General features: G+C 40.3%; 1 rRNA gene. It reads right to left on the minus strand.

Annotation, left to right across the window (positions count from 1 at the left end):
- Window positions 1-186, minus strand: a 16S ribosomal RNA gene (locus ASC72_RS11810); the annotation flags it as partial.
- Between the last annotated feature and the right edge of the window lie 237 nt (window positions 187-423).

Here is a 423-nt window from a genome sequence, read left to right on the forward strand (position 1 = left end):
CGAAGCTGCTATGCTATGAGGTATTAATCCAAATTTCTCTGGGCTATCCCTCTGTAAAAGGTAGATTGCATACGCGTTACGCACCCGTGCGCCGGTCTCAGGTTCCGAAGAACCCTACCCCTCGACTTGCATGTGTTAAGCCTGCCGCTAGCGTTCATCCTGAGCCAGGATCAAACTCTTCATCGTATATTGTTTGTTCTGATAAATCAAAACTAATTATTATGCGACAACTTCTCTATCGGTTCTTTTCAAATCTCTCGATTCCATTACTCTTATTCTTTTGTYCTAACATCTCTGTTAAAACGGCTGTCAATTCAATATGTCTACGAACGTGTCTTCTTTTTAATTTCGCTTGTCTCTCAAAGCGGGTGCAAAAGTAGAAAACTTATTTCTAACCGGCAAATGTTTTTTGAAGTTTTTTTT

The organism is Flavobacterium sp. Root420 (assembly GCF_001427905.1).
GTDB lineage: Bacteria > Bacteroidota > Bacteroidia > Flavobacteriales > Flavobacteriaceae > Flavobacterium.